Source organism: Micrococcus sp. PSi08, assembly GCF_054960655.1.
Genome location: NZ_JBHNYP010000008.1, coordinates 51,196 through 77,716 on the forward strand (window position 1 = coordinate 51,196; position 26,521 = coordinate 77,716).

Genomic DNA, 26,521 nt, shown 5'->3' on the forward strand with positions numbered 1-26,521 from the left:
CCGTTACCGGACAGTCCGGTCCGGAATGCGGGCGTCAGGCGCGTGGCGCGGCGCCGGCTCAGCCGCCCGGGACGCAGTCCCCCGAGGGGACCGTGGCTGTCATCCCCGGGGCCGCGGCGACGACGGGGGCGATGGTGTCCGCCGTCAGGGCGTAGCCGACGGCGTCCGAGCCCGGGGCCCGGGCGAACACCAGACCGGCCAGGTTCCCGGCGGCGTCCACCACCGGGCCGCCCGAGTAGCCGTGGCGGATGTCCGCCGCGAGGGTGTAGACGTCCACCATGCTCGCGGCCCCGGTCAGGACGTCGCCGAGCGGCACCTCGCCGACAGCCTGCACGGTCGCGGGGGTGGAGGCGAACGGGCCGCCGTCGGGGTACCCCAGGACGGAGGCCGACGCGCCGCCCGTCAGCTCGGCCCCGACCGGCATGACGGGCAGGTCCGCGTCGTCGACCGCCAGGACGGCGAGGTCGTGCGCCGTGTCCAGGTGGACGATCCGCGCCGCGTGCACGCCGCGGGCGCGGTCCGTCACGGTGGGGGCGTCCACGCCGAGGACCACGTGCGCGTTCGTGAGCACGCGGTCCGGGGCCACGGCCACGCCCGAGCCGCTCTGCACCTGGTTGCACTGCGCGGCCGTCCCGGTCAGCCGGACGACGGCGGCCGACGCCGAGGAGGCGGCGGGAGTCGAGGGGGCGGCCGTCGACGTCGACGAGGCGGGGGCGGTCGTCGTGGCCGACGGCGCGGCGGACGTGGACGACGAGGCCGCGGCGGCGTCGTCGGGCTCCTCGGGGGTCGCCGCGGCGGACGTCGCGGGCGGGGCGGACGGGGAGGAGGCGGCCGAGGGCAGACCCGGCGTCGCGGCCGGGGCCGGAGCGGCGCGGACGCCGTCGTCGGTCTCCGGGACGGGGGCGGGCAGCTCGAGCTCCGGCAGCACGTCCAGGTCGGCGACGGCGGAACGCGAGCGGGCGGCCCAGGCCAGGAGCGAGTCGGGCATCACGGTGTCCAGCGCTGCGATCACCCGCGAGCGGGTCACCTCACGGGTGACCGCGGTGGAGCCGGAGGCCGCGATGGAGAACGCCACGAGCCAGAGGACGAGGGCGCCCGCGAGACCGGTGGCGAGCGCGCCGAGCAGGCGGTCGACGAGTCGCAGCGCCGGCAGGTTCACGCGCAACCGGATCGCCTCGCCGATGGCGGCGCCCACGTACTGGCCCGCCGCCACGAGCACGACGAGGGTGGCGATCAGCGCGGCCCACCGCCACTGCGGCGCGGTGACGAACTTCGCCACCTCAGGCAGGGCGTAGAACGCGATCGCGGCGCCGCCGACCAGGCCGACGAGGTTGCCCAGCACCACCCACAGGCCGCGACGGTGACCCTGGACCAGGAGCATCGCGAGCGCGACGATGAGCAGGACGTCCAGCCACGTCAGACCCAGCGGCATGGGCGACCTCCTTCGGATGTGACGGCACCGGCCACGCACGGGGACGGCCCGCGCACCCGGTGGAGGATCCAGGGTATCGGCCCGCACTGGGGTATGGGGCACAATGGACGCCAGTGAACCGGGCGGCTCCTCCGCCGCGGTGTGAGGAACTGGCCACAGAGAGGACACGCACACATGGATCTCGAGGTTCTGCGGAAGGCTCCGCTGTTCACCAACCTGGACGACGAGGTGTTCGCCATCCTCACCTCGGAGCTGACCGAGGTCGAGCTCTCCCGCGGCGCGTCCGCGTTCCACGAGGGCGACCAGGGCGATCAGCTGTACGTGATCATGTCCGGCAAGATCAAGCTCGGCCGCACCGCCTCGGACGGCCGCGAGAACCTCGTGGCCGTGCTCGGCCCCGGCGAGATCTTCGGCGAAATGGCCCTGTTCAACCCCGCCCCGCGCAACGCCACCGCCACCGCGGTGTCCGCCACGCGCCTGGCCGGTCTGCGCCACGAGAACCTGCGCCGCGCCATCGCCTCGTCGCCGGACGTGTCGGTCCAGCTGCTCCAGGCCCTGGCCCAGCGTCTGTCCAAGACCAACGAGTCCCTGGCGGACCTGGTGTTCTCGGACGTGCCGGGCCGCGTGGCCAAGGCGCTCCTGGACCTCGCGGACCGCTTCGGCCGCCCGGCCGCGGACGGCCTGCTGGTGGCGCACGACCTCACGCAGGAGGAACTCGCCCAGCTGGTGGGCGCGTCCCGCGAGACCGTGAACAAGGCCCTGGCCGAGTTCGTCCAGCGCGGCTGGATCCGCCTGGAGAACCGCGCCGTGGTCATCCTGGACCTGCAGCGTCTGCGCCAGCGTTCGCGCTGACGCTCCCCGCCCTGGAGCGGGCCACCCCGGTCAGTCCCGGGTGGCCCGCTCCACCCGCATCCGGGGGGTGCCGTCGTCGCCGGCCTCGGTGACCAGGTGGTATTCCGGCACGGGGCCACGCCGGGCACAGGGCGTGACGGAGAGCAGGAAGGCGGCGGCCGTCCGGTGCGCCGCGACCCGACGCACGATCACCTGCGTCAGCGGGGTCGCCACCTGGTCGAAGGGTGCCGTGCCCTCCGCCCCGGCGGGTCCGGGCAGCCGCAGCGGGCCGGCCAGCGCGCGACACGCGGGCACCCACGCCTGGAGTTCGGGACCGGGTTCCTCGGATGCCGGCGCGGACTGCACCGGTGGGGTCGTCGTGGCGAACACGGCCGTGTCGAAACGTCGGTGGACGTGGGGCGCGGAATGCCAGCGCATGACGGGGCGCAGCAGGTCGGCGCGCAGTCCGAGGCCGCGCGAGGCCAGCAGATGGGGCAGACTCTCCGAGCCCTCCTCGAGGGAGCTGCGGCCCCCGCCCCAGGTCTCGACGCGCGCCGTGGACACGACGTCCGTGTCGGAGCGACCGGCGAGGAGCACTCCGGCCTCGTCGTGGAGCTGACGGACGGCGGCCACCACGTGCTGCCGCGCACGCCGCCGATCCGTGGTCCCGAACGTGTGGGCCCACTGGGAGGGCTCGGGCCCGTACCACGGGCACAGGTCGGCGTCGGACTCGATGAGCGCGCCGCCGGGCAGACCCACGCGGCCGAGCGGGGTGCGTCCCGCGCGGTGACGGAGGAAGACCTCCGGGCCGTCGTCGCCGTCGCGTACGAGCACCACGGCCGACCCGGGCCGGGCCGGGCGCACCTGGCGGAAGCGCCGGTCCAGCCACTGGCGGGTGAGGTCCTCCTCCTGCTCCGGGACCGGCAGCAGCAGGCCGGCCGGATCAGCGGACACGGACGGTGATCTCCACCTCGACGGGAGCATCCATGGGCAGCACGGCCACGCCGACGGCGGAGCGCGCGTGGCGGCCGACCTCGCCGAAGATCTCGGCCAGCACGTCCGAGGCGCCGTTCACCACGCCGGGCTGACCGGTGAACGCGGGGTCGGAGGCCACGAAACCGACGACCTTGACGACCTGGGCGACCCGGTCCAGGTCGCCCAACAGCTCGTGCACCGCGGCCACCGCGTTCACGGCGCACACCCGCGCGAGCTCCTGGGCGCGTTCCGGGGTGACCTCCGCGCCCACCTTGCCAGTGGCGGGCAGGGCGCCGGCCACGAAGGGGAGCTGGCCGGAGGTCAGCACGAGGTCGCCGTCCCGCAGGGCCGGGACATAGGAGCCGACCGGCGCCGCGACGGCGGGTCGGTCGATGCCGAGCTCCGCGAGGCGGGCCGCGACTGCGCCGTCGCCCCAGGCGGGGGCCGAGGACTGCGCCGTCACGTTCACGCCGCCTTCGGACGCTTGAGGTAGGCCACGGGGTTGTTCCCCTCGGGGCCCGGGATCACCGTGACGAGCTCCCAGCCGTCCTCACCCCACTGGTCGAGGATCTGCTTGGTCGCGTGGATGAGGAGGGGGATCGTGGCGTACTCCCACTGCGTCTGCTGAGTCATGGGACCCACCCTAGCCACCGGCGCGGACCCCGGAAGAGGTCCCAGGTGCCCGCGCTACACTCGCGCCCATGGCCTCCCGCACGACCCGCTTCCCCGCGCCCTCGAGCGCCCCCGGCCGCCTCCTCGCCTTCGTGGGCCTGTCGGCGCTGGCTGGCCTGCTCGTGGCGGCCCTCCTGCTGCCCGTCGCGGGCCTGGCCGGTGTCGCCGCCGCGTCGGGTCGGGAGATGCTGGACGAGCTGCCGGACGAGCTGCCCGCGGAGCCGGTGTCCGTCCCGTCGCGCATCCTCTCGGAGGACGGTGAGGAGATCGCCGTCTTCTATGAGGAGAACCGCACCCCGGTCCCACTGGACAAGATCTCAAAGCACATGCAGCACGCGATCGTGGCCATCGAGGACGAGCGCTTCTACGATCACGACGGCGTGGACGCGCGCGGCCTCATTCGCGCGACCGTCAACAACGCCACCTCCGACTCCACGCAGGGCGCCTCCACCCTCACCCAGCAGTTCGTGAACAACATGCTGGTGAACGTGCAGCAGATCCGCGGCGACTCCCGCCTCACCCTCTCCGGCTCCAAGAACATCGCGGACAAGGTCAAGGAGATCAAGCTGGCCGTCGCCGTCGAGAAGCAGATGTCGAAGGACGAGATCCTCGAGGGCTACCTCAACATCGTGCTGTTCTCCGGCCGTGCCTACGGGGTCGAGGCTGCCTCGCAGTACGTGTTCGGCAAGTCCGCCGCCGACCTGGAGAGCTGGGAGGCCGCCACGCTGGCCGGCATGGTCCAGTCCCCCACCCGGTTCAACCCGGCCCGCAACCCGGAGGAGGCCACGGAGCGGCGCAACCTCGTGCTGAACGCGATGAAGGACAACGGCTACCTCTCCCAGGAGGAGTACGACCACGCCGTCGCCCAGCCGATGGAGGTGGTCATGGAGTCCCGCCCCTCGGGCTGCCTCTACGCCAAGTTCGGCACCTACTTCTGCGACTACGTGGAGCGGCAGATCCTCGCCGACCCCACGTTCGGCCCGGACGTCCAGTCCCGCCAGGCCCTGCTGGACCGCGGCGGACTCACCATCCGCACAACGATCGACTCGACGCTCCAGAAGGAGACCGAGAAGAACCTGCGCGCCTCGGTGCCCAACAACGAGTCGCTGGGCGCCGGCCACGCGCTCACCTCGGTGGAGGCCGGCACCGGCAACATCCGCACCATGGCCCAGAACACCGAGTACGCCATCCAGGACGAGCTCGGCCACACCTCGCTGAACTTCAACGTGGACAAGCAGTGGGGTGGCGGCCAGGGCTTCCAGGCCGGCTCCACGCTCAAGCCCTTCGTGGCACTGACGTGGCTGCGCAACGGCAACCGCCTGGTCGACTCCGTGGACGCCTCCCGGAACGTCTACCCCACGGGCACGCGGTTCGCTGCCTCGTGCCGCCCGGGCGGCTACACCACGATCGGCGGCACCTGGCAGTTCAAGAACGTGATCCCGGGCATGCTGCGGCAGGTGCGCGTGGACGAGGGCCTCTTCTGGTCGGTGAACACCCCGACCGTCGCCACCGCGTACCAGCTGGACCTGTGCGACATCACGAGCCTCACCACCCAGCTGGGCATCACCCGCGCCCTGGACAGCTCCCCGCTGCAGCCGGACGACCCGTCCTTCCTGCTCGGCAAGGACTCGGTGGCCCCGCTGTCCTTGGCCGGCGCGTACGCCGCCATCGCCGCGAACGGCCTGTACTGCGAGCCGCGCGCCATCCTGGAGGTCACGGACACCGTCGGCAACCAGTACGACGTCGCCGACCCTCAGTGCGACCAGGTCATCGACCCGGACCACGTCCGGGAGCTGATGCCGGTCCTGCGCCACATCGCCGGCTTCAACATCGCCGAGGAGGGCGCCGGCTACGAGTTCGGCGGCAAGACGGGCACGAACGACAACGTGTCCTCCACGTGGTTCGTCGGATTCACCAGCAAGCTGGCCACCGCCGTGTGGACCGGCCGCTACAACAACCTGAAGTCCATGACGGGCGAGACCGTCAACGGCGAGGTCCGCAACCCGTTCTACTCGACCTCCATCAACGGCCCGTCCTGGCTCGAGTACAACCAGTTGGCCAAGGAGAAGTTCCCGCCGGGTGAACTGCCCGAGTGGGACGGCCCGCAGTCGGAGGACCCGGGCGAGGCCGGCGAGCACCCGGACGGACGCCAGTTCCACATCGACGACCTGGACCGAGGCGGGCCGTTGCCCGAGGCGGTCCCGGGCTTCTGACCGCGATGCCCCCCGCCGCCTCCCCCACCCGCCGCATGCTCCGTTCCGCAGCGCCTGCCGCCGTCGGGATGGCCGCGACGGCGGGCCTCGGCCTGGCCTGGGGCCTCGCCGAGGCTGAGGCCCGGACGGTGCGCACGCACCGACTGGCCGTGCTGCCGGCCGGGTCGGCGCCGTTGCGGGTGCTGCACCTCTCGGACATCCACCTGCTGCCCCGGCACCGGGCCAAGCGGGCGTGGCTGCGCGGGCTGGATGCACTCGAGCCTGACCTCGTGGTCAACACGGGAGACAACGTGTCCGCCGCGGCGTCGGTGCCGCTCGTGCTCGACGCGCTCGGGCCGCTGCTGGCGCGGCCCGGCGTGTTCGTGCCCGGCTCCAACGACTACTACGCGCCCAAGGCGGCCAACCCCCTGCGGTACTTCGCGGGCCCCTCGCGCATGGACGAGGACCGGCCCCGGCTTTCCTCCGACGTCCTGTTCGGCGCGTTCCGCGCCGCCGGCTGGGCCGACCTGACGAACCGGGGCGCCGCCCTGGCCGTGCCGACCCGCGCCGGGACCACGCTCGAGGTCCTCGCCGCCGGCACCGACGACCCGCACCTCGGTCTGGACGCCTGGGCCGGCTTCCCCGGCGCCGCACCCGACGAGAACGCCGGGCGGCCCGGTGACGACGGGCGGTTCCGGCTGGGCGTCACCCACGCCCCGTACCGCCGCGTGCTGGACGCCATGACCGCCGACGGCGCCGACCTGCTGCTCGCCGGCCACACCCACGGCGGGCAGGTGTGCGTGCCGTTCCTCGGGGCACTCGTCACCAACTGCGACCTGCCCCGCCGCCAGGCCTCCGGGGTCTCGACGTGGACGGCCGCGGGGCGGACCGTCCCCCTCGAGGTGTCGGCCGGCCTGGGGACCGCGCCGTCCGCGCCCGTGCGGTTCGCGTGCCGGCCCGAGGCCGTGGTGCTGGACCTGGTCCCACGGGGCTGAGCCGCCTGTCCCGTCCGAGGCCGCGGGTACAGTGGGGCCCCGTGACCCGCGCCACCTCTCCCGCCGCCTCGTCCCTGCGTGACGCCCTGGGCGGGATCGCACCGTACCTCGAGGGCGTGCGGGCGCGCTGGGTGCTCGGGCTCGCCTCGGCCATGGCGGCGGGTCTCGTGGCCCTGGCCATCCCGCAGGTCATCCACCTGCTCGTGGACACCGTGTTCACGGAGACCGTGCTCGCCCGGCCCTCCTCCCCCGACTCCCGCGCAGACGTGTGGCGGGCCGCCGGCCTGCTCACCGTGCTCGGCCTCGCCGAGGCCGCGTTCATCGGCCTGCGCCGGTACTTCATCCTCCCGCCGGCCGCCGGGGTGGAGAACCGGGCGCGCATCGCCCTGTTCGAACGGCTCCAGCGCCTGCCGGTGGCGTTCCATGACGCGTGGCCCTCGGGGCAGCTGCTCTCCCGGGCCCAGGGCGACCTCTCGCTGTTGCGGCGGTGGATCGCGTTCGGCTCGGTCATGCTCGTGGTGGACGTGGTGACCATCACCGTCGGCCTCGTCCTGCTGTTCCTGCTGTCCTGGCAGCTGGCCCTGCTCTACCTCGCCGCGGCCGTGCCGATCATGTGGGCGTCGTTCGGGTTCCGCAACGACTTCCGCGCCGCGTCCCGGCTCTCCCAGGACCAGGCCGGGGACCTCACCACGTCCGTCGAGGAGTCGGTGCACGGCATCCGCGTCCTCAAGGCGTTCGGCCGCGGCGCGCACGCCCTCGACGGCTTCCGCGGGCGCGCCCGCACGCTGCAGGGCACCGAGGTGCACAAGGCGTCCGTGCTGGCCCGGTTCATCGCCCTGATCGTGGCCCTGCCGGAGACGGTGCTGGGCCTGGGCCTCGCCCTGGGCCTGTGGCTCGTGGCGACCGGGGAGCTGACGGTGGGCGCGCTCGCCGCCTACTTCGCCACCGCGGCCGTGCTGGCCGGCCCGGTCGAGTCCGTGGGCCAGCTGATGGGCATGACGCTCTCGGCCCGCACGGCGATCGACCGCCACGTGGACGTGCTCGCCACGCCCGTGGACATCGCCTCGCCCACCGGGGAGGCCGCCGTCGTGCCCCCGGCCACCGGCGCGCTCGCGTTCCACGGGGTGCGCTTCCGCTGGCCGGACGCGGACCCGGAGCGCGGGGAGCGCGACCTGCTCGACGGCGTCGACCTCGAGCTGGTGCCCGGCGAGACGATGGCCCTGGTCGGCGCGACCGGCGCCGGCAAGTCGACGCTGTTGCAGCTGGTCCCCCGGCTGCTCGACGTCACGGCGGGCTCCGTCTGCGTGGACGGGGTGGACGTGCGCCGGATGCCGCTCGGGGAGCTGCGCCGGCGGGTGTCCGTGGCGTTCGAGGACGCCACGCTGTTCTCCGCGACCATCCGGCAGAACGTGCTGCTCGGCGCCCCGGCGGACGTGCTCGCGGACGGCCTCCACTCCCCCGCGGCGGACGCCCTGCTCGACCTCGCGCTCGAGACCGCGCAGGCGGGCTTCGTGGCGGACCTGGCGGACGGCGTCGAGACCGAGATCGGCGAGGAGGGCCTCAGCCTCTCCGGCGGACAGCGCCAGCGGATCGCCCTCGCCCGCGCGATCGCGGCGCGCCCGGACGTGCTCGTGCTGGACGACCCCCTCTCCGCCCTCGACGTGCGCACCGAGGAGACCGTGACCGCGCGCCTGCGCGAGGTCCTCGACGGGACGACCACCCTGATCGTGGCGCATCGTCCCTCCACCGTGGCCCTGGCGGACCGGGTCGCGGTGCTGGCGGACGGGCGGATCGAGGACGTGGGGACGCACCCCGAACTGCTGGCCCGCAGCGCCGTGTACCGGCACATCATCTCGAGCCGACCGGAGGAGCAGGCATGAGCGCCGCCGACGTGAGCCGCGTGCGCGGCGTGGGGGCCGAAGAGGACCTCGACTACACCCGCGCGGAGCGCCGCCACATCCGGCGCCGGTCCTTCCGGCTGCTCGGCGAGCTCGCGCGGCCGGTCCGGGGGACGCTGCTGGTCACCGTGGTCTTCGTGCTCGTGTCCAACGCGGCGCGGGCGGCCGGGCCGCTGATCATCGCCTGGGCGATCGACGCGGAGCTGCCGCGCGTCGTCGAGGCCGTGCGGGCCGGCGAGTCCGTCTGGCCCATCCTCGTCCCCGTGGGCGGGGCGTACGTGGCGGCGGCCCTCGTCTCCGGGGGCCTGCTGGGGGCGTACACGTGGCTCACCGCGCGGGCCAGCCAGGCCATGCTGCTCAGCCTGCGGCTGCGCGTGTTCCGGCACACGCAGCGGCTGAGCCTCGGGTTCCACGAGCGGTACACGTCCGGGCGGGTGATCTCGCGGCAGACCTCGGACCTGGAGGCGCTGCGGGAGCTGCTGGACCAGGGCGTGTCCTCGCTCGTGTCCGGGCTGATGTTCATGTCGTTCACCGCGGCGTCCATCCTGCTGCTGGACCCGCCGTCGTTCCTCGTGCTGCTGGGCGCGGCCGTGCCGGTGGCGATCGTGACGCGCTGGTACCAGGTGCGGTCCGAGGAGGCGTACCGGCGGTCGCGGGTGTCCTCGGCACGGTCGATCGTGCACTTCGTGGAGACCATGACCGGCATCCGCGCGGTCCAGGCCTTCCGGCGGGAACGGGACAACGACGCGCGGTACCGCGACTTGGCCACGGCCTACCGGGACGACATGGTGGCCACGCTCAACCTGTTCGGCATCCTGCAGCCGGTGCTCGTGGCGACGGGCAACCTCACGGTAGCGGCGCTGCTCGTGACCGGGGGCCTGCGCGTGCTCGACGGCGACCTCGAGGTGGGGGTGCTCGTGGCGCTCCTGCTGGCCGGACGGCGCGTGTTCCAGCCCATGGAGATGGTGGCGATGTTCTACTCGTCGCTGCAGTCCGCGACGGCGGCGCTCGAGAAGGTCTCCGGCCTGCTCGAGGAGGAGCCCACCGTGGTGGAGGCCGCCGAGCCCACGCCGCTGCCCGGGGCCGACGCTCCGGGGACGGGCGTGGCGTCCGGGCGGGTGGAGTTCCGGGACGCGGTGTTCAGCTACGGACCGGACCGGGTGGTGCTGCCGGAGTTCGACCTCGTGATCCCGGCCGGGCAGACCGTGGCCGTGGTGGGCCAGACGGGTGCGGGCAAGTCGACGCTGGCCAAGCTCATCGCCCGGTTCTACGACGTCTCTGCCGGCTCGCTGACGCTGGACGGGGTGGAGCTGCGCGAGCTCAGCCAGGCGGATCTGCGGCGCAACGTGGTGATGGTGACCCAGGAGGCGTTCCTGTTCTCCGGGTCGATCGCGGAGAACATCGCCCTCGGCCGGCCCGACGCCACCGAGGCCGAGATCCAGGCGGCCGCCCGGGCGGTGGGGGCGCACGACTTCATCCTGGGGCTGCCCGAGGGCTACGCGACCGACGTCGCCAAGCGCGGCGGGCGGCTGAGCGCGGGACAGCGGCAGCTCGTGTCGTTCGCGCGGGCGTTCCTCGCGGACCCCGCCGTGCTGATCCTGGACGAGGCGACGTCGTCGCTGGACCTGCCGAGCGAGCGTCTCGTGCAGGCCGGGCTGGAGCGGCTGTTGGGGAACCGGACGGCACTGATCATCGCCCACCGGCTCAGCACCGTCGAGACCGCCGACCGGGTGCTCGTGATGCACGACGGCCGGATCGTCGAGGACGGCAGCCCCGCCGAGCTGGTGGCGGCCGACGGCCGGTTCGCGGCGCTACACCGGGCCTGGGAGGACTCGCTCGCCTGATGGGCCCCGGGCCGGGCACTTTCGAACGTGAGAGAGGGCCTATCCCACGTTCGAAAGTGCCCATTCGCCCGATTTCACGTTCGAAAGTCCTGCGGCGGGGGCGGGAGCGGAGATGGTGGAGGTCGCCCGCGCGGCCCGGTCGTGGCGGACGACGGCGGCCACCACGGTCCGGAAGTCCTCGGCCAGGTCGGCGCCCATCACCGTGATGGACAGGTGGCCGGCCTCCTGCCAGAGACGGTCCCGCCGTGCGTCGCGTCGCTGCTGCTCCGGCGTGCGATGGTGGCCGCCGTCGTAGTGGAGGGCCACGCGGGACCGTTCAACCACCATGTCCGCGTCGGTCCGCTCCCCCTCCGGTGAGACCAGCTGCGCCTGCAGGCGCGGCTCGGGGAGGCCGGCGTCGAGGAGCGCCAGCCGCAGTCGCGTCTCCGGAGGCGAGTCCGCCCCCACCCGGATCAGCGCCAGCGCGGCCCGAGCCACCCGCACGCCCTTGAACCGGCCCGCCCGCTCCAGCGCCGCGGAGAGCCGCGACGCCGTCGTACGCGGCGGGAGTCGGGACCCGTCCACCCACGGACGGTTCACGAGCGCGTCCCCCGCGACGACGGCGTCCGCCATCTGATCCGGCCGCAGCAGGGAGCAGAGGTCCACCCACGTCCGCTCGAGCGAGGTGACCGGGACCCCGTGCACCTCCACGCGGTCCTCGGCCGGCACCGTGCGTCCGTGGCAGGCGACGCCCGCGCGCCCCGTCCGACCCGTGCGGTGCGGCCGGCTCACGTGCACCCGTGTGTCCTCCTCGGCCCACCACGGCAGGACGAGCCCGTGCAGCCGCGCCGCCGTCAGATGCGAGGCGACCCCACGGGTCAGAGCCACCACGACAGCGGCCTCCTCCGGCGGCAGGGCCGCCACGGGGCGGGGGTATCCGAGCGCGGCCCACGACCCCGGCACGTCGACGACCGCGCGGTGTGCCCCGTGGGTGACCTGGCGCAGGTCGAGGCTGCGCAGCCGGTCGGAGGAGAGGGAGAGGCGGTCCAGGGCTTCGCGCCGGGTGAAGACGCGGCCGGCGAGGGCTGGCGGAAGGGGTGCGGGGCGGCGTGGCATGCGGTCAGGATGCGGGCGCCGTCGTCGTGGGCGGGCGTCCGACCCCCTCCTGTGCGGGGCCGGGCCCCTGTGCAGGAGCCGCCCCGCCCCGCCCCGGACTTTCGAACGTGAAATCGGGCGAATGGGGACTTTCGAACGTGAGAGAGGGCCTATCTCACGTTCGAAAGTGCGGGTCAGGCGTCGAAGGGGCGGCCCGTGAGGCGCTCGTACGCCTCCACGTAGCGGTCGCGGGTCTTGGCCACGACGTCGGCGGGCAGCGCCGGCGGGGCCTCCCCGCTGGTCTTGTCCCAGCCGGAGTCGGGGCCCGTGAGCCAGTCGCGGACGAACTGCTTGTCGAAGCTCGCCTGGGGGCGGCCGGGCTCGTAGTCCTCGGCGTCCCAGAACCGGGAGGAGTCCGGGGTGAGGACCTCGTCGCCCAGCACCACCTGGCCGGTGGCCGGGTCCACACCGAACTCGACCTTCGTGTCCGCCAGGATGATGCCGGCCTCGCGGGCGATCGCCTCGGCGCGGGCGTACAGGTCCAGGGTGAGGAACCGCAGGCGCTCGGCGGCCTCGGTGCCCACGCGCTCGACCATCTGCTCGAACGTGATGTTCTCGTCGTGCTCGCCGACCTCGGCCTTCGCGGACGGCGTGAAGATCGGCGGGTCGACCCGCGAGCCGTCCACGAGCCCGGCGGGCAGCGGCAGGCCGGCCACCGTGCCCGACGCGCGGTACTCGGCCAGGCCGGACCCTGTCAGGTAGCCGCGGGCGATGCACTCCACGGGGAACATGTCCAGGCGCTTGACGACCATCGCCCGCCCGGCCACGGCCGCGGGCACGTCCGTGCCCACCACATGGTGCTCGACCGGCTCGGCGTGGGCCCCGTTGTAGCCCTCGGCCAGCTTCTCGAACCACCACAGGGTCAGCCGGGTGAGGATGGTGCCCTTGTCCGGGATCGGCGGCTCCAGCACGTGGTCGTAGGCGCTGATCCGGTCGGAGGCCACCACGAGCAGCGTCGCGGACCGTCCCGGCTCGGCGTCGGCGGGCTCGTACAGGTCCCGCACCTTGCCCGAGTAGACGTGCCGCCAGCCCGGCAGCCAGAGGGCCTCGGCCCCCGTGAACCCCACGCGCTCCCCGCTCACTTCGCTCCCCCCGTCCCGGGCACGGTGATCTCGCCGCGCTCGGCCTTGAGTCCGATGTCCGTGCGCCACTGGGCCCCGTCGAACCGGATCCGCTCGACGCCCGCGTAGGCGCGCTCACGCGCCTGGGCCAGGTCCGCCCCGCGCCCGACGACGGCCAGCACCCGGCCGCCCGCCGTCACCACGTCCTCACCGGACGCCGCGGTGCCGGCGTGGATCACGTGCACGCCCTCGAGGGCGGCCGCGTCGGCCAGCCCGGTGATCACGTCGCCCGTCGAGGAGGAGGCCGGGTAGCCGGCCGAGGCCATGACCACGTCCACGGCGACGTCGTCGCTCCACTCGAGCCGACGGTCCGCGCCGAGCCGGCCGGCCGCGGCGTCGGCGAGCAGCCCGCCCAGGGGTGTCTCGAGGCGGGCGAGCACGGCCTGGGTCTCGGGGTCGCCGAAGCGCACGTTGAACTCGATGACCTCCACGCCCTTGGCGGTCACGGCCAGGCCACAGAACAACACGCCCGTGAACGGGGTGCCGCGGCGGGCCATCTCGGCGAGCACGGGGCGGGCCACCCGGTCCATGACCTCGTCCGTGAAGCCCTCGGGCAGCCACGGCAGCGGCGTGTACGCGCCCATGCCGCCGGTGTTGGGGCCGGCGTCGCCGTCGTGGATGCGCTTGAAGTCCTGCGCGGGGGTGAGGGCGACGGCGTCCTCGCCGTCGCAGATCACGAAGAGGGATACCTCGGGGCCGTCCAGGAAGTCCTCGATCACCACGGTGCCGCCGGCGGCGAAGCAGGCCTCGGCGTGGGCGAGGGCCTCGGCGCGGTCGGAGGTGACCACGACGCCCTTGCCCGCGGCCAGGCCGTCGTCCTTGACGACGTGCGGGGCGCCGAACTCATCGAGGGCGGCGGCGGCCTCCGCGGCGGTGGTGCACACGCGGGAGCCGGCGGTGGGCACGCCCGCGGCGGCCATGACCTCCTTGGCGAAGGCCTTGGACGCCTCGAGCTGCGCGGCCGCCTGCGAGGGGCCGAACACGGCGAACCCGGCCTCGCGCAGGGCGTCGGAGACGCCGGCGGCCAGCGGGGCCTCGGGACCGACGACGACGAGGTCGGCCCCCAGCTCGCGCGCGAGCTCCACGACGGCGGCCGGGTCGGTGGCCTCGACGGCGTGGAGGGTGGCCAGGTCGGCCATGCCGGCGTTGCCGGGCGCCGCGTGGAGGGCGCTGACCTGCGGATCACGGGAGAGGGCGGTGAGCAGCGCGTGTTCGCGGCCGCCGTTGCCGAGCACAAGGGTCTTCACGAGCCTCAAGCCTACGCGGTGGCCCTGGCCCGGTCCGGCCCGTGGCCCCTACGGTGGAGCGCATGACGATGCCTCCCCTCCACCACGGTCAGCCCGGCGACGACCGTGATCCCCGTGACCCCCGCCACCGGCCCGGTGCGGGGCTGGGACCCGGGCTGCGAACGGCCTGGACGTTCGTCGGCGTGATGTTCACGTGCGCCCTGATCGTCTTCTGGACGCTGCGGGGGCTGGGCGTCCAGCGCGGCGACCTCAGCCTGCCCGCCGCGCTCGGCGTGCTGGCGCTGGCCGCCGTCGCCGCGGCGGTGATCACCCGGTACGTGCGGCGCCGCTGAGCAGGACCGGGTCCGCGGGGGTCGGCCGCCCCGGCCTGTCGGTCAGCGGATGATGCGCCGTCGCCGGGCCTCGTCGACGGCGCGGGTGCGGTTGTCCACGCCGAGCTTCTGGAAGATGTGCACCAGGTGCGTCTTCACGGTGGCCTCGGAAATGAACAGCTCCTTCGCGGCCACCTTGTTCGTGGCGCCCCGCGCGATCAGCTCGAGCAGCTCGATCTCCCGCTCGGACAGCACCTCGGAGCCGCCGGACATGCGCCCCATCAGCGTGGCCGCGACCTGCGGGGCCAGCGCCTTGTGCCCCGCCGCCGCCTGCCGCACCGCCGAGGCGATCTCCTCGCTCGGGGCATCCTTGAGCAGGTAGCCGGCGGCGCCCGCGTTCACGGCCGCGAGGATGTCCGCCTCCGTGTCGAAGGTCGTCAGGATGAGCACCTGCACCCCCGGCCACCGCTCCCGCACCGCGCGGGTGGCGGTCACGCCGTCCATGCCCGCGCCCATCTGCAGGTCCATGAGCACGACGTCCACCGCGGGCTCGCCCGCCTCCAGGACGCCGATCGCCTCCGCCCCGTCGGCGGCCTCGGCCACCACGGTCAGGTCCGGGTGCGCTTCGACAACGGCCCGCACCCCCGCCCGCACCACGGGGTGGTCGTCCACCAGCATCACGCACACGTTCATGCGGTCTCCTCGCTCTCGGTCTCCTCGGGATCCGCGCCCCGGCCGGCCCCGGCGGCGACCAGCGGCACCCGCAGCGCCACCACGGTGCCCTCGCCAGGGGCCGACTCGACGGTGGCCTCGCCGCCCACCGCCGCGAGGCGCTCGCGCACGCTCGCCAGTCCCACGCCGGTCCCCGCCCCCGGGTCGGCGCCGGAGGCTCCGGCCCGGGCGTGGGCCGCGACGACGGCCGGGTCGAACCCCGCGCCGTCGTCGGCCACGTCCACCGTCAGCTCGTCGCCGAGGTAGCCCAGCGTGACGCGGGCGCGGCGGGCGCCCGCGTGGGCGCCGACGTTCGCCAGGGACGCCTGCACGGCCCGCAGCACGGCGGTCTCCACGGCCTCGGCGACCGCGACCGGCTCGCCCACGACCTCGACGTCCGCGGCCACGGGCGTCCCGGCGGCGGCCTGCCGGTCGGCGAACCCGGTGACCGCGCGCTCGAGCGCCTCGACGAGGGACGGCGCCCCGGTGCCGCGCAGGTCGCGGACGAAGCGGCGGGACTCGGCGAGGTTCTCGGCGGCCGTGGCGCGCACGGTCTCCATGCGCTGCCGGGCCAGGGCAGGGTCGGCGGCGTCGAGCGCGTCCTGGGCCGCGCGTGAGACCAGCACGATCGAGGCCAGCCCCTGGGTGAGGGTGTCGTGGATCTCGCGGGCGAGCCGCTCCCGCTCGGCGCTCACCCCCGCCCGGTGCTCCGTGCGCGCGAGCTCCGCCTGCGCAGCGCGCAGCTGCTCGGCCACGGCCCGCTGGCGCTCGGACTCGGCGTGCAGGGCGCGGTACGCCCCGGAGAGCACCACGGCCACGGCGGCGCCCACCAGCGGGCCGATCACGGCCGGCACCCGCACGCCGCCGGCGCCCGCCGCCATCCCGGCCACCACGACGGCGGCCATCGCCACCACCAGCGCGGGCCCGACCACGTGGCGCACCCACGCCTGCCGGGCCACCCGGTCGACCACGTGCAGGACGACGAAGAAGAGGGGGAAGGCGACCCACGCGAAGTCGCCGTGGTGGCCCACGAGCAGGCCCCACAGCAGCAGCACCAGGGCCAGCCAGGCGACCGCCGGACCGCGGCCGACGTCGTCGCCCCGGGCCCACCGGCGCCGCTCCAGCACGGTCCCGGCCAGGTAGACGCCCGCCAGCGCGGCGGTCAGCAGCACCAGGGTGGTGGCCGGGAACGGACCGGACGCGTCCGGGGACCGGTCCGCGAGCGCGCGCGCCAGCCCCACGGTGAGCAGTGCGGCGAACGTGACGTGCAGGGCCACGCGCAGGCCGGCGAGCACGGCGGTGGTGCCGGTCTCGGTGGGCGCGGGGGGCACGGCGGCGCGGGGGGCGACGGACATGGCTCCACCCTAGGGCGCGCCCCGGACGCGACAACGGCCCGATGCCCCGGGGTCGCGCCGCTGCGCCGCCGGGATCAACCATTCGGTTGACCGGGTCCAGCCGCCGCGGGCGATGTGGCGACCCCTCCCCGCGCGAGACCGTGGAGGCAACCTCAGGACAGACCTCGTCAGGAAAGGACGCGCCCCGTGTTCCTCGCACTCCGCGACCTCCGCTTCGCCACCGGACGGTTCGCTCTCATGGGCTCCGTGGTGGCCCTCATCAGCCTGCTGCTCGTCATGCTCTCCGGCCTCACGGCCGGCCTGGGCGGGCAGAACACCGCCGCGATCGACCGCCTCGGCGAGCAGGGCGTGCAGCGTCTGGTCTTCGGCGGCGCGGCGGGCCAGGAGCCCACCGCGTCGTTCACCCAGTCCGAGTTCACCGTGGCCCAGCGCGACGCGTGGGCGGCCACGGACGGCGTGGCCTCCGTCGAGCCGCTCGGTGTGAGCCAGGGCCGGGCCATCGGCCTCGAGCACCCCGTGGACACGGACCCGCAGGGCCGCGCGGACGTGTCCGGCGAGCCCACCACCGGCGTGGCCACCACCGCGTTCATCGGTCTCACCCCGGGCGGCTCCGACGCGCCGGCCGGCGTCGAGCCCGGGCAGATCGTGCTCAGCCAGGACGTGGCCGACTCCCTCCACGCGCAGGAGGGTGACGCCGTCGCGGTCTCCGGCTTCGTCTACACCGTGGCCGACGTCGTGCCGACCGAGTACTACTCCCACTCCCCCGTGACGTGGCTGGCGCTCGAGGACTGGAACGCCATCTCGCACACCGCCGACGACGCGGTGCTCGGCACCGCCGGCCTGGTGCGCTTCGACGCCGGCGCCGACGTCGACGCCGTGGCCGCCGCCGGCGACGACGCCGCGGGCACCGTCGCCGAGACCGTGAAGGGCTCCTACGCCGCCCTGCCCAGCTACCGGTCCGAGAACGGCTCCCTGATGACCATGCAGGGCTTCCTGTACGGCATCTCGGCGCTCGTGGTGATCGCGTTCCTGTCCATCTGGACGGTGCAGCGCACCCGCGACATCGCGGTGCTCAAGGCCCTCGGCGGCTCGAACGGCTGGGTGCTGAAGGACTCGCTCGCGCAGGCCGCGTTCGTGCTCGTCGGCGGCGTGGCCGTGGGCACCGGGCTGGCCACCGTGATCGGCGCGTTCGCGGGGCGGGCCGTCCCGTTCGAGCTCTCGTGGGCCACCACCGCGGTGCCCGCCGCCGGGGTCCTCGTGCTCGGCATGCTCGCCGCCGTCGTGGCGGTCTACCGCGTCACCCGGATCGACCCGCTGGTCGCCCTCGGCGGCAACTGACCGCCCCGACGACGGCGCCGCCCGGCGCCGTCGTCCCCCTCGGCTCCGCCTCGCCCCCGCTTGGAGAAAGGACCTCCCCATGACCACCCTCACCGCCCCGCAGGCCGACCTCGACGCCCTCCGCACCCCGGCCGCCGCGGCCGCCCACCGCGTCGCCGGCGAGCGCCCTGTCGCCGCGTCCGACGCCACCCCCGCGCTGTCCGTGCGCGACCTCGTCCTGGAGTACCCGGACGGCGAGCGCGGCGTGCTGCGCGCCCTGGACGAGGTGAGCCTGGACCTGCTCCCCGGCACCTTCACCGCGATGGTCGGCCCGTCCGGCTCGGGCAAGTCCTCCCTGCTGGCGGTGGCCGCGGGCCTCGTGACGCCCACCTCCGGCAGCGTGTCCGTGGCCGGTCGCGAGATGGCCGGGCTGTCCCGGAAGGAGCGCACCGCGCTGCGCGGCCAGGAGATCGGCATGATCTTCCAGCAGCCGAACCTCATCCCGTCCCTCACCGCGGCCGAGCAGCTCGAGCTGACCGTGCACCTGGACCGCGACGCCACCCGCGCCGACCGCAGGGCCGCCAAGGCCCGGGCCCTGGAGCTGCTCGAGCGTGTGGATCTGGCCGACCAGGCCGGCAAGCGCCCGCACCAGCTCTCGGGCGGCCAGCGGCAGCGCGTGAACATCGTGCGCGCGCTCATGGCCTCCCCGACGCTGCTGCTCGTGGACGAGCCCACCTCCGCGCTGGACCGCGAGCGCTCGGCCGCCGTCGTGGACCTGCTGGGCACGCTGACCCGCGAGGAGCAGGTGGCGACGCTCATGGTCACGCACGACCACGAGTTCCTCTCCGCCACGGACCGCACCCTGACCATGGTGGACGGGCGGCTCTCCGCGGAGTGAGCCGGTGATGCCGCCGTCCCCGACCCGGCCCACCGGCCCGGACGCCCGGCGCGTCCGGGGCCCTCGCTACCCTGGACCGCATGACCCACGCCACCGTCGCCCCCGCGGGCGAGACCTTCGCCCTGTCCGACGCCGTCGAGCTCGTGGAGACCGTCCGCAACGGCTTCGTCGAGTCCCGGACGGCGGGCGCCGCCGTCGTGACCGGCCCGGACGGGCGGGTGCTGGCCGGGCTCGGCCCCGCGGACGCGCTGATCTACCCGCGCTCCACGCTGAAGCCGTTCCAGGCCGTCGCGTCGCTGCGCCACGGGGCGGCGCTGGAGGGCGAGGCCCTGTCCATCGCGTGCGGCTCGCACCGGGGCACGCTCCGGCACCAGGCGCTGGCCGAGCGCATGCTCGCGGACGCCGGCCTCGACGCGTCCGCCCTGCAGTGCCCGCCGGCCTGGCCCGCGGACACCTCCGAGGTGGTCGCCCAGGTCCGCCGCGACGGCGAGGCCGCCGCCGCGACCCCGCTGGCCTTCAACTGCTCCGGCAAGCACGCCGGCTTCCTCGCGGCCTGCGCGGCGTCCGGGCACGACGTCGCCACGTACCTCGACCCGGCGCACCCGCTGCAGCGCGAGGTGGACGCGGTGATCGCCGAGTACTGCGGCGAGCCGGTGGCCCACACCGGTGTGGACGGCTGCGGCGCCCCGGCCGCCGTCATCTCGCTGGCGGGCCTGGCCCGCGGCATCGGGCGGGTCGCCGCGGCGCCCGGCCGCGCCGACGCGGATCCGCACGCGGCCGCCGTCGCCACGGCGATGCTCGAGCACCCGTGGGCCGTCCACGGGGAGACGAGCTCCAACACCGTGGTGATGCGCGAGCTCGGCCTGCTCGCCAAGGTGGGCGCGGACGGCGTCCTCGTCATGGCCGCGCCGGACGGCACGGCCGTGGCCGTCAAGGCGCTCGACGGCGGCACGCGGGCCGGCGACCTGGTCGCGCTCGCGCTGCTGGCCCGGTTCGCCCCGGACCACGTGGACCGGGCGACGCTGCCGGGCGTGCTGGCCGCCGTCGTGCCCCCGGTGCTCGGCCGGGGCGAGCCGGTCGGCGAGATCCGCCTGGCCGCGCCGGTGCGGGACCTCGTGGGGGACGTCCTGCCGGCCTTCGAGGCGCGGGCGTGACCACCGGCTCCGTCCCGCGCCGCCGGGTGCCTGTCGTCGAGGGCCACGCGGCGCTGCTGGCGTGGGCACGCGCCCACGCGGAGGACCCCGCGGCGGCCGCCGCGTTGCCGCGCTCCACGCGGGCGACGGCAGTGCGCTTCGCGCTCGAGGAGCTGGCGACCCGCGTGCCCGGGAACTCGGTGGAGGTGCGCGTGCCGCCCTTCGGCGTCGCCCAGTGCCTCCCCGGGCCCCGGCACACCCGCGGCACCCCGCCGAACGTCGTGGAGATGGACGCCGTGACATGGCTGTCCCTGGCGACGGGACTGACGTCCTGGGAAGAGGCGACGGCGGCCGGCGGCGTGCGCGCCTCGGGCGTGCGGGCCGACCTCGGCGCGCACCTGCCGCTCGTGCGGCCGTGAGCGAGAGGTGTCCGGCAGTCCTCTCGGCGACACCGACCGTTCGAACGTCGGCACCGTTCCTCGTCGCGGGATGCAGCTCTGCCGATCCCGCCGCGGGCACGCGCGACTGGCCCCAGCGGCCGACTCGATAGACTGGCGCGCATGACCTCCGCCCCCGAGCCGACCCCCGATCAGCGCGCCTACACCGTCCGTCGCGCCCCGCGGCTGACCGCGGTGCTCGCGGTGGCGCTCGCGCTCGGCCTGCTGATCGCCCTCGTGATCACCACCGCGGTCCACGCCTCCCCCACCCCGCCCGCGGACCCGTACTCCGGCATCCCGCTCTCCTTCTCGGAGACGTTCGGCTTCGCGGCCCTGCTGAGCATGCTCGGCACCGGCGTGCTCGGACTGATCGTGTGGCTGCTGCTGGACCGCCGCTCCCGGTCGACCGCGCGCACCGTGGTCCTCGAGCGCACCGACGACCCGGCCATGGCGGACGTCCGCCTGGACCGCGTGGACGCGGGCGCCCCGCCCGCCCGCACCACCCCCACCGAAAGGACCCCCGAGCAGTGATCGCACCGCGCACCCGACGAGGCGACGGCCGCCTGACCGCTGCCCTCGACCCCCAGGACCAGGGGCCGCAGGACGAATGCGGCGTGTTCGGCGTGTGGGCGCCGGGCGAGGAGGTCGCGAAGCTGGCCTACTACGGCCTGTACGCGCTCCAGCACCGCGGCCAGGAGTCCGCGGGCATCGCCGTCTCGGACGGCGGGCGCATCGCCGTCTACAAGGACATCGGCCTGGTCTCCCAGGTGTTCGACGAGGCCACGCTCACCGCGCTGAGCGGCCACATCGCCGTCGGCCACTGCCGCTACTCCACCACCGGCGTGAACAAGTGGGCCAACGCCCAGCCCACCTTGGGCGCCACCGCCGACGACGGCACGGTCGCCCTGGCGCACAACGGCAACCTCGTGAACTCCGCCGAGCTGCTGCGCATGGTGCACGCCGCGGACGGCCGCCACACCCACGGTGAGATGAAGCAGGGCAACACCACGGACACCGCCCTGGTCACGGCCCTGCTCCACGGCGCCCCCGGGGACCGCCTCGAGGAGACCGCCCTCGAGCTGCTGCCGAAGATCCGCGGCGCCTACTGCTTCGTGTTCATGGACGAGCGCACCCTCTACGCCGCCCGCGACCCGCAGGGCGTGCGCCCGCTCGTGCTCGGCCGCCTCGAGCGCGGCTGGGTGGTGGCCTCCGAGCAGTCGGCCCTCGCCACCGTCGGCGCCTCGTTCATCCGGGAGGTCGAGCCCGGAGAGATGATCGCGATCGACGAGGAGGGCATCCGCTCCACCCGCTTCGCCGAGTCCAAGCCGGCCGGCTGCGTGTTCGAGTACGTGTACCTCGCCCGGCCGGACGCCACGATCGCCGGGCGCTCTGTGTACGAGTCCCGCGTGGAGATGGGCCGCCGCCTCGCGCTCGAGCAGCCGGTCGAGGCCGACGTCGTGATCCCCGTGCCCGAGTCCGGCACGCCCGCCGCCGTGGGCTACGCGGACGCCTCGGGCCTGCCGTTCCGCCAGGGCTTCGTGAAGAACGCGTACGTGGGCCGCACCTTCATCCAGCCGTCCCAGACGCTGCGCCAGCTCGGCATCCGCCTCAAGCTCAACGTCCAGTCCACCGTGGTGGCCGGCAAGCGCGTCGTGGTGGTGGACGACTCGATCGTGCGCGGCAACACCCAGCGCGCCGTCGTGCGGATGCTCAAGGAGGCCGGCGCTGCCGAAGTGCACGTGAAGATCTCCTCCCCTCCCGTGAAGTGGCCCTGCTTCTACGGCATCGACTTCGCCACCCGCGCCGAGCTCATCGCCAACGGAGCCGCGGTGGACCAGATCGCCGCATCCATCGGCGCCGACTCGCTGGCCTACATCAGCGAGGAGGGCATGATCGAGGCCACCGGGCAGCCGCGCGAGCGCCTGTGCACCGCCTGCTTCACCGGTGACTACCCGATCCCGCTGGCCGACGAGGGCGAGCGCGGCAAGGGCCTGCTGGAGCCGGTCGCCGTGTCGCCCGCGTCCACCGTGGTGCTGGACGTGGACGGCGAGACCACCACCGTGACCGCCACGGGCTGCGAGCCCGGCCCGGACGCCGACGACGAGAAGCTGCTCACCGAGACGGACAGGACCCCGCTGTGACCCCGAACCAGACCCCCTCCTCCGCCGCCCCGATCACCTACGCCTCGGCCGGCGTCGACGTGGAGGCCGGCGACCGCGCCGTCGAGCTGATGAAGGACGCCGTGAAGGCCACCCACACCCCCGAGGTCATGGGCGGCATCGGCGGCTTCGCCGGCATGTGGGACGCCTCCGCGCTGCTGCAGTACCGCAAGCCGCTGCTGACCACGTCCACGGACGGCGTCGGCACCAAGGTGGCGATCGCACAGGCGATGGACAAGCACGACACCATCGGCCAGGACCTCGTGGGCATGGTCGTGGACGACATCGTGGTGGTCGGCGCCCAGCCCCTGTTCATGACCGACTACATCGCGTGCGGCAAGGTCGTGCCCGAGCGCATCGCGGACATCGTGCGCGGCGTGGCCGAGGGCTGCCGCCTGGCCGACACCGCGCTCGTGGGCGGCGAGACCGCCGAGCACCCGGGCCTGCTGGCCGCGGAAGAGTACGACGTGGCGGGCGCGGCCACCGGCGTGGTCGAGGCGGACATGGTCCTGGGCGCGGAGCGGGTGCAGTCCGGCGACGTCGTGATCGGCATGGCCTCCTCCGGCATCCACTCGAACGGCTACTCGCTCGTGCGCCGCGTGGTGAACGCCGCGGGCTGGTCCCTCGACCGCGAGGTCACCGAGCTCGGCTGCACCCTCGGCGAGGAGCTGCTCGTGCCGACCCGCATCTACTCCCGCGCCTGCCTCGACCTGGTGCAGCGCCTCAACGGCCACGACGGCGGCTCGGACCTGCCGGTGCGCGCGTTCAGCCACGTGACCGGCGGCGGCCTGGCCGCGAACCTGGCACGCGTGCTCCCGCAGGGCCTCATGGCGACCGTCGAGCGCGACACCTGGTCCCTGCCGCCCGTGTTCCGCCTGGTGGGCGAGCTCGGCCGCGTTCCGCAGTCCGACCTCGAGCGCACCCTCAACCTCGGCGTGGGCATGGTGGCCGTGGTGGACCCGGAGGTGGCCGCGAAGTCGATCTCCGTGCTCGTGGACGCCGGCATCGACGCGTGGGAGATGGGCACCATCGGCGCCCTCACCGACGACGCGGCGGCCGCGGGCCTGGACTTCGTGCATGGCGCCAAGGGCGTCGACGGCGGCGCCGTGCTGATGCGCGGCCAGTACGCCGCCTGACCCCCCGGGGGCGTTTTCGTTCGGGAAACGGCGGCCTCCGGAGCGTTTTCGTTCGGGAAACGGCGGCCTCCGGGGCGTTTTCGTTCGGGAAACGGCGGTTCACGACGCGAAGATCCGCCCGCCGAGCCGGGCCCGGTGCGTCTGCACCTCGGCGACGACGCGCCGGAAGTCGTCCCGCGCGTCGTCCACCGTGGCCCAGATCTGCGTCCAGCCCGCGCGCGCCCATCCCTCGTCTCGCCACGAGTCCACCGCGAGCTGTGCAGGATCGAGGTGGTGACCGCCGTCGTAGTGGACCACCAAGCGCCACTGCCGCCACCCCAGATCCGCGTCCGGTGACCGGGCCCGGCCCGGGTGCAGCACCAGCTGGAGCTCCGGCTCGGGCAGGCCGGCGTGGAGCAGGGCCAGTCGCAGGGCTGTCTCCTGCGGGGAATCCGCGCCCACCCGCACCAGCTCGAGTGCGGCACGGGCGGTGCGCACTCCCTTGAACCGTCCGGCACGCAGGAGCGCGGACCGCAGGGCCGCCGTCGTGGTCCGTGGTGAGCGACGCCCCTCCGGCGACCACGGCCGATGGATGAGGGCGTCCCCGGCCGCCACGACGGGCTCGAGCATGCCTGGACGAAGCAGCGCGGCCAGATCCGCCCAGGATCGCTCCAGGCTCGTCAGGCGGATCCCGTGGAGGGCTGTGACGTCCGCGGCCGGGACGAGGCGGGCATGCGAGGTGATCTCCGGTCGGACGCTCGCCCCGCGCGGGTGCGGCCGGGACACGTGCACCGTGCCGTCCTCCGCCAGGAACGGCGGCAGCGGCACGCGGTGCAGGAGCAGCGCCGTGAGGTGGGAGGCCACTCCCCCGCTCGCCTCCACGATCGCGGCCGTCTCCTCCGGCGCGAAGGGAGCGGGCGCCTCGGCGTAGCCGAGATCCGCCCACGAGCCGAGGTGGTCAGTCCGGAGCCGATGGACCCCATGCGTCACGCGCCGCACGTCACCGCCGCGGACCAGTCGCTCCGAGACCCCGGCCGCGCGCAGGTCGCCACGGGTGAACGGCCGGCCGGTCTCGACGATGTCCGGCAGGGGCAGGGAAGACGTGTCCATGCCCGTGACGATGGCTCAACCCGGCCTATCCCGCCCGCTCAGGAGCACCCACCGTGGACGACGACGCCGGCGGCGCCACCTGTGCAGGAGTCGTGCGTGGCCCCGGGCCACCCGGTGTCCACACCCCCGGCGCCCGCCGTTTCCCGCACGAAAACGCCCCGGCGTCCGCCGTTTCCCGAACGAAAACGTGGGTGGGGGTCAGAGGCGGGCGTCGAGCCAGGCCAGCGCGTCGGCGACCGGGGCGCGCCAGCGCCAGCGGGCCTTGGCGTCGGCGCGGGTGGGGCCGAGGTTGATCAGCCCCGTCTCATGCCCGGCCCGCTCGGCCCGCAGCACGAACCGGTAGCCGCTCATCACGGCCAGCGAGGTGCCGACGGCGAGCACCGTGCCGCCGTCGTCGGCCATCGCCTCCGCGGCCGCGCGCCGCGCCGCGGGCACGGACTCACCGAAGTACACGACGTCCGGCTTGAGCTTCACGGAGCCGCAGACCCGGCAACCGACCATCGTGAACTCCTCCACCCAGTGCTGGTCGAGGGAGACGTCGCCGTCGGGGTTCACGGCGTCCGGGTCGATCGCCACGCGCTCGAGGTAGCCCGGATTGGCGGCCTCGAGCCGCAGGTCCAGGTCACGGCGGGACTCGGTGGCCCCGCAGTTCAGGCAGGCCACGCGCGCCAGGTCGCCGTGGAGCTCGATCAGCCGGTCCTCCGGCATGCCCGCCGCGCGTCCGGCCTCGGCGTGCAGCCCGTCCACGTTCTGGGTCAGGATGCCGGCGATCCGCCCCTCGGCCGCCCAGCGCGCGAGGATGCGGTGCGCCTCGTTCGGCCGGGCCTGGTCCATGCGGCGCCAGCCCACGAACGAGCGCGCCCAGTAGCGGTGGCGGGCGGCCGGGTCGTCCCGGAACTCCTGGTACGTCATCGGCCGGTGGCGGTGCAGGGACCCGTTCGGCCCCCGGTAGTCCGGGATGCCGGAGTCCGTGGACACGCCGGCCCCGGTGATCACGAGCGGGCGGAACTCCTCCATCAGACGCAGCAGACCCCGAGACGCCGTCTCGGGGTCCTGCAGCGGTGCTGTCTCATCCACCACCCTGGCGATCGACCGCAGGGCGGCCTGATGCCCGTCCAGGGCCGGATGCCGTGCGGGCGTCATCGCGCCCGTGCGTCGTCGTCCTCGTCCTCCGCGTAGAGGTCCTCGTAGGGATCCTCGTACTCGGGCTCCTGGTCCGGCTCCGGGCTGCGCGTGCGCCCGCCCGTGAGCTCTCGCTCCAGTGCCGAGAGGTCTGTTCCGGGAGAGAAGTACTTCATCTCCCGTGCCTGCTTCGTGGCCTTAGCCTTCTGACGGCCGCGCCCCATGAGCGTGACCCCCTTCGCATCTCTCGCCGCCTCGGATCTGTGGCGCACAGGGGCCCGCCGAGGTACTCACTGGTCAATATGGTTCGTGCGGACAAGGATACATGACCGGCTGGACGGCCCGAGGACGACGACGGCCGGCCCGGTCCGGCGGGGCGTGCGGCGGCGCCGGGTGCGGCGCGGGCGGCCGCAGCACGGGCGGCACCCGGCTGGACAGGCGTGACACACACCCTGCACGGTCGCTGGACGATGGGCTATGTTGCGTACGTCACATACGCCCCCCACGATGAG

General features: G+C 74.5%; 25 protein-coding genes. 13 read left to right on the forward strand and 12 right to left on the reverse strand.

Going from position 1 to position 26,521, the window contains the following annotated elements:
- Positions 1-58: 58 nt before the first annotated feature.
- Entirely contained in the window at positions 59-1,432 is a 1,374-nt protein-coding gene (locus tag ACFI33_RS04040; protein WP_063189861.1) for a CvpA family protein, read from the reverse strand.
- 174 nt (positions 1,433-1,606) lie between these two features.
- On the opposite strand from ACFI33_RS04040, the gene ACFI33_RS04045 reads away from it, so the two are divergent.
- On the forward strand, positions 1,607-2,284 hold the full coding sequence (locus ACFI33_RS04045; RefSeq protein ID WP_002854021.1) for a Crp/Fnr family transcriptional regulator: 678 nt from the start codon (positions 1,607-1,609) through the stop codon (positions 2,282-2,284).
- Positions 2,285-2,314: 30 nt separating this feature from the next.
- On the opposite strand, the gene ACFI33_RS04050 is transcribed toward ACFI33_RS04045, so the two are convergent.
- Genes ACFI33_RS04050 through ACFI33_RS04060 form a run of 3 tightly spaced genes read right to left on the reverse strand, consistent with a single transcriptional unit; the run spans position 2,315 to position 3,871 of the window.
- Positions 2,315-3,217: an NUDIX hydrolase gene (locus tag ACFI33_RS04050; protein ID WP_069941150.1), complete on the reverse strand. Its 903-nt coding sequence runs from the start codon at positions 3,215-3,217 to the stop codon at positions 2,315-2,317.
- Complete coding sequence (locus ACFI33_RS04055; RefSeq protein ID WP_069941149.1) at positions 3,207-3,707, reverse strand: RidA family protein; 501 nt, start codon at positions 3,705-3,707, stop codon at positions 3,207-3,209. The genes ACFI33_RS04050 and ACFI33_RS04055 overlap by 11 nt, the downstream gene beginning before the upstream one ends.
- The gene (locus ACFI33_RS04060) at positions 3,704-3,871 is read right to left on the reverse strand and encodes a DUF4177 domain-containing protein (protein ID WP_010080276.1); all 168 of its coding nucleotides are present in this window, start codon (positions 3,869-3,871) and stop codon (positions 3,704-3,706) included. The genes ACFI33_RS04055 and ACFI33_RS04060 overlap by 4 nt, the downstream gene beginning before the upstream one ends.
- Before the next feature lie 68 nt (positions 3,872-3,939).
- Between ACFI33_RS04060 and ACFI33_RS04065 the strand changes: the two genes are divergently transcribed.
- The 4 genes from ACFI33_RS04065 to ACFI33_RS04080 are packed head-to-tail and all read left to right on the forward strand — an operon-like array spanning position 3,940 to position 10,839.
- Complete coding sequence (locus ACFI33_RS04065) at positions 3,940-6,123, forward strand: transglycosylase domain-containing protein (RefSeq protein WP_036338242.1); 2,184 nt, start codon at positions 3,940-3,942, stop codon at positions 6,121-6,123.
- 5 nt (positions 6,124-6,128) lie between these two features.
- Positions 6,129-7,097 carry a metallophosphoesterase gene (locus ACFI33_RS04070; RefSeq protein WP_095347353.1) on the forward strand — a complete coding sequence of 323 codons (969 nt, stop codon included), beginning with the start codon at positions 6,129-6,131 and terminating at the stop codon, positions 7,095-7,097.
- Positions 7,098-7,138: 41 nt separating this feature from the next.
- Positions 7,139-8,977, forward strand: a complete 1,839-nt coding sequence (locus tag ACFI33_RS04075; protein WP_127445865.1) for an ABC transporter ATP-binding protein — start codon at positions 7,139-7,141, stop codon at positions 8,975-8,977.
- A complete protein-coding gene (locus ACFI33_RS04080) occupies positions 8,974-10,839 on the forward strand; it encodes an ABC transporter ATP-binding protein (protein ID WP_036338250.1) in 1,866 nt (621 codons plus the stop codon). Before ACFI33_RS04075 ends, ACFI33_RS04080 begins: the two co-directional genes overlap by 4 nt.
- 39 nt (positions 10,840-10,878) lie before the next feature.
- On the opposite strand, the gene ACFI33_RS04085 is transcribed toward ACFI33_RS04080, so the two are convergent.
- The 3 genes from ACFI33_RS04085 to purD form a co-directional block, all read right to left on the reverse strand.
- On the reverse strand, positions 10,879-11,934 hold the full coding sequence (locus ACFI33_RS04085) for a hypothetical protein (protein ID WP_127435252.1): 1,056 nt from the start codon (positions 11,932-11,934) through the stop codon (positions 10,879-10,881).
- A 173-nt stretch (positions 11,935-12,107) separates the two neighbouring features.
- Positions 12,108-13,055, reverse strand: a complete 948-nt coding sequence (locus ACFI33_RS04090) for a phosphoribosylaminoimidazolesuccinocarboxamide synthase (protein ID WP_122054582.1) — start codon at positions 13,053-13,055, stop codon at positions 12,108-12,110.
- Positions 13,052-14,341 (reverse strand): phosphoribosylamine--glycine ligase, encoded by a 1,290-nt coding sequence (gene purD, locus ACFI33_RS04095; protein ID WP_069941147.1) that lies wholly within the window; start codon positions 14,339-14,341, stop codon positions 13,052-13,054. The genes ACFI33_RS04090 and purD overlap by 4 nt, the downstream gene beginning before the upstream one ends.
- 62 nt (positions 14,342-14,403) lie before the next feature.
- Between purD and ACFI33_RS04100 the strand changes: the two genes are divergently transcribed.
- The gene (locus ACFI33_RS04100) at positions 14,404-14,673 is read left to right on the forward strand and encodes a hypothetical protein (protein ID WP_069941146.1); all 270 of its coding nucleotides are present in this window, start codon (positions 14,404-14,406) and stop codon (positions 14,671-14,673) included.
- 42 nt (positions 14,674-14,715) lie between these two features.
- On the opposite strand, the gene ACFI33_RS04105 is transcribed toward ACFI33_RS04100, so the two are convergent.
- Both ACFI33_RS04105 and ACFI33_RS04110 read right to left on the reverse strand, forming a co-directional pair.
- A complete protein-coding gene (locus ACFI33_RS04105) occupies positions 14,716-15,345 on the reverse strand; it encodes a response regulator (RefSeq protein WP_069941145.1) in 630 nt (209 codons plus the stop codon).
- Positions 15,342-16,718, reverse strand: coding sequence for a sensor histidine kinase (locus ACFI33_RS04110; RefSeq protein WP_069941144.1), 1,377 nt, complete (start codon positions 16,716-16,718; stop codon positions 15,342-15,344). The genes ACFI33_RS04105 and ACFI33_RS04110 overlap by 4 nt, the downstream gene beginning before the upstream one ends.
- Before the next feature lie 186 nt (positions 16,719-16,904).
- Between ACFI33_RS04110 and ACFI33_RS04115 the strand changes: the two genes are divergently transcribed.
- From ACFI33_RS04115 to purM, 7 genes are all read left to right on the forward strand, one after another.
- Positions 16,905-18,056, forward strand: coding sequence for an ABC transporter permease (locus ACFI33_RS04115; RefSeq protein WP_095347355.1), 1,152 nt, complete (start codon positions 16,905-16,907; stop codon positions 18,054-18,056).
- Between the two features lie 79 nt (positions 18,057-18,135).
- Complete coding sequence (locus ACFI33_RS04120; protein WP_095347356.1) at positions 18,136-18,933, forward strand: ABC transporter ATP-binding protein; 798 nt, start codon at positions 18,136-18,138, stop codon at positions 18,931-18,933.
- A gap of 80 nt (positions 18,934-19,013) precedes the next feature.
- Positions 19,014-20,087 (forward strand): asparaginase, encoded by a 1,074-nt coding sequence (locus tag ACFI33_RS04125; protein WP_095347357.1) that lies wholly within the window; start codon positions 19,014-19,016, stop codon positions 20,085-20,087.
- Complete coding sequence (locus ACFI33_RS04130; RefSeq protein WP_049159553.1) at positions 20,084-20,485, forward strand: sterol carrier family protein; 402 nt, start codon at positions 20,084-20,086, stop codon at positions 20,483-20,485. The genes ACFI33_RS04125 and ACFI33_RS04130 overlap by 4 nt, the downstream gene beginning before the upstream one ends.
- Positions 20,486-20,626: 141 nt before the next feature.
- Positions 20,627-21,034, forward strand: a complete 408-nt coding sequence (locus ACFI33_RS04135) for a hypothetical protein (RefSeq protein WP_095347358.1) — start codon at positions 20,627-20,629, stop codon at positions 21,032-21,034.
- Positions 21,031-22,644: an amidophosphoribosyltransferase gene (gene purF / locus ACFI33_RS04140; RefSeq protein WP_095347359.1), complete on the forward strand. Its 1,614-nt coding sequence runs from the start codon at positions 21,031-21,033 to the stop codon at positions 22,642-22,644. The genes ACFI33_RS04135 and purF overlap by 4 nt, the downstream gene beginning before the upstream one ends.
- Positions 22,641-23,798, forward strand: a complete 1,158-nt coding sequence (gene purM, locus ACFI33_RS04145; protein ID WP_095347360.1) for a phosphoribosylformylglycinamidine cyclo-ligase — start codon at positions 22,641-22,643, stop codon at positions 23,796-23,798. The genes purF and purM overlap by 4 nt, the downstream gene beginning before the upstream one ends.
- 99 nt (positions 23,799-23,897) lie before the next feature.
- Here the strand turns inward: purM and ACFI33_RS04150 are convergent, their stop codons facing one another.
- The 3 genes from ACFI33_RS04150 to ACFI33_RS04160 all read right to left on the reverse strand — a co-directional run bounded on the left by ACFI33_RS04150 (position 23,898) and on the right by ACFI33_RS04160 (position 26,233).
- On the reverse strand, positions 23,898-24,887 hold the full coding sequence (locus ACFI33_RS04150; protein ID WP_036314245.1) for a hypothetical protein: 990 nt from the start codon (positions 24,885-24,887) through the stop codon (positions 23,898-23,900).
- 198 nt (positions 24,888-25,085) lie between these two features.
- The gene (locus tag ACFI33_RS04155; protein ID WP_095347362.1) at positions 25,086-26,030 is read right to left on the reverse strand and encodes a Sir2 family NAD-dependent protein deacetylase; all 945 of its coding nucleotides are present in this window, start codon (positions 26,028-26,030) and stop codon (positions 25,086-25,088) included.
- Positions 26,027-26,233 (reverse strand): DUF3073 domain-containing protein, encoded by a 207-nt coding sequence (locus tag ACFI33_RS04160; RefSeq protein ID WP_036339330.1) that lies wholly within the window; start codon positions 26,231-26,233, stop codon positions 26,027-26,029. Before ACFI33_RS04160 ends, ACFI33_RS04155 begins: the two co-directional genes overlap by 4 nt.
- Between the last annotated feature and the right edge of the window lie 288 nt (positions 26,234-26,521).